General features: G+C 68.2%; 3 protein-coding genes. 2 read left to right on the top strand and 1 reads right to left on the bottom strand.

The annotated features are described in order from the left end of the window. Positions 1–190 precede the first annotated feature (190 nt). The gene (locus ASE59_RS05835; RefSeq protein WP_056453589.1) at positions 191–949 is read left to right on the top strand and encodes an exonuclease domain-containing protein; all 759 of its coding nucleotides are present in this window, start codon (positions 191–193) and stop codon (positions 947–949) included. Then, positions 946–1,341: a hypothetical protein gene (locus ASE59_RS05830; RefSeq protein WP_235515658.1), complete on the top strand. Its 396-nt coding sequence runs from the start codon at positions 946–948 to the stop codon at positions 1,339–1,341. The genes ASE59_RS05835 and ASE59_RS05830 overlap by 4 nt, the downstream gene beginning before the upstream one ends. Positions 1,342–1,518: 177 nt before the next feature. Here ASE59_RS05830 and ASE59_RS05825 read toward each other — a convergent pair whose 3' ends face one another. After that, complete coding sequence (locus tag ASE59_RS05825) at positions 1,519–2,001, bottom strand: hypothetical protein (protein ID WP_056453581.1); 483 nt, start codon at positions 1,999–2,001, stop codon at positions 1,519–1,521. Between the last annotated feature and the right edge of the window lie 201 nt (positions 2,002–2,202).

Genomic DNA, 2,202 nt, shown 5'->3' with positions numbered 1-2,202 from the left:
GGGGGGGGGGGGGGGGGGGTAGGTCGGTTGTGGCGCGCTTCCATTCCCTCGCGGGCCGACCCACCCCCAACCCCTCCCTTCCAGGGAGGGGAGTAAGGGCGGCGTCCCTTGTGTTTTCAGCAAACCGATCTTGACGGACACAACGCCCGCCGGGGTGGCTTTTCCCGCCCCGAAGCGCCATTTGTGCCCCATGGCGCAACCGCAGATCATCCGTGTCGTCGACCTTGAAACCACCGGGCAGGCTCCCCCCGCGCATGGCGTGTGCGAGGTCGGTTGGCAGGACGTGGCACTGGGGGATGACGGGCGCTGGGAGTTGCTGGGCGAGGGTGGCCAGCATTTCGTCAATCCCGGCCGCCCGATCCCGCCGGTGACGCAGGCGGTGCACCATATCCTCGACGAACAGGTCGCCGATGCGCCGTGGTGGCAGGATATCGCCCGCCGGGTGCTCGACCCCTATCCGCGCCGCGTGGCGCTGGCGGCGCATCGTGCGGATTTCGAACAGAAATTCTGTACCGCGCAGTTGACGCACGGGGCCGACTGGATCTGTACGTGGAAATGCGCGCTGCGGCTGTGGCCGGACTCGCCGGGTTTTTCGAACCAGATGCTGCGCTATTGGCGCAAGCCGTACGGGATGGAGCATGAGCGTGGTCTCCCGGCGCACCGGGCGTTTCCCGACGCCTATGTCACCGCCTTTCACTTGCGCGACATGCTGAACGACGCGTCGATCGCGCAACTGCTCGAATGGTCGCGGCTCCCCGGGCTGTTGCCGCGGGTGCGCTATGGTCCCGATCGCGGGCGGGCATGGACCGAGATCGATGATGATTCGCTCGACGGTTTCCTGACCGACCGCGACGAGGATGTCCGCTACACTGCCGAGACCGAACTGGCACGGCGGCAGGGCGGGGGCGAGGTGAAGCCGCGCAGCCGCAACGACTGGCTGCTACTGTGACGCGGACGCCGATGCAGGTGGTGCGGGTGCATTGTCCTGTGTCGGGCAACTTGTTGGCGCGGTTGCAGGCGGGTGAGGCGGCGGCGCTGGCCGACGATCCGGTGCTGGCCGGCGTGGTCGGCGTGATCCGGGGCAGCGACGTGCTTGGCGCGGTCGGGCCGTATCGCGGGGTGTTCGAACTGGGGTTCGGGCTGGAAAGCTTCGTGCCGGGCGCGGATGCAGTGCCAACGACCGGGCGGGCCGGCGAGGTCGAGGTGGTGCCGACGGTGGTGGTGAAGACCTATGCGGCGATGGGCGCGGATATCGGCGGGGCGCTGTCGGCGATCGTCGCGGTGCATCCGTGGGAGGTGCCGGTGATCGAGGTCGGGGTGGTGGAGTTGGTCGGGCGGTAGCAAGACTCGACTTTACTCAATCCTTACCCCCCAACCCGTTTGCTTCGAGCGGAGGTTCGAGCCTGTCGAGAACCGTAGTCGAGAAGGGGGTGCCCCAAGCGACCGGGTTCTCGACGGACGCTTCTCGACAAGCTCGAAGCTGCTCGAACTGAACGGGTATGACCGGGAGAGGGTACCTTATCCCTGCCGGCCCCCCAGCAACGACCTAGCTCCCTCCAGCGTCACGCCGAACACCAGATGCGCCAGCGCGCCATAGGCGTGGGTCGCGGCGGACGTTTCCCATGGCGCCGACCCCAGTCCCGCGGCCGGCACGGCGGCTTCGTCTAGCAGCGCCGAGGTCGCGATGCCGTAGAGGCTGCCGAATCCGCTTGCCGCGCCAGGTCGATATTCGGTGAGCACGCCGTACAGGCCGCCCAGCGCCGCGCCGGTCAGATAATGCACCGCCTGTCCCGCCGGTGCGCGATAGGTGTCGGGCACGCGGTCGCCGGTGGTGGCCAGGGCGACCTTGTCGGCAGCCTTGACCGTTGCGGGGTCGTCGTCGCTCTGGTCCTGTCCCATTGATTTGGCGGCGACCGACTGGAACGCGGCCATCGCTGCGGAGGCGATCAGGCCGGCGGCGATCCCGGCGAACAGGCCTAGGACGGGGCGGGGGTGCGACATAAGCGGTGCTCCGGCTTGGGGGAGCAGGGGAAACGGCTGAGGGGGCAGGGGTTTCCGTTCGCGCGTAGGACGGTGCGGTGGCGCTCCCCTCCCTGACAAGGGAGGGGTTGGGGGTGGGTAGGCCCGTTGTGGCGCGCTCACTGGGACTGTCAGGAATTTTGTGCGGGAGGCCGGTTATCGTCAGATGACGAAGCGCTCGCC

It is taken from the genome of Sphingomonas sp. Leaf10 (assembly GCF_001421245.1).
Taxonomy (GTDB): domain Bacteria; phylum Pseudomonadota; class Alphaproteobacteria; order Sphingomonadales; family Sphingomonadaceae; genus Sphingomonas.
Note: the sequence above shows the minus strand (reverse complement) of the source record. Positions and strands in the feature narration are given on the sequence as shown.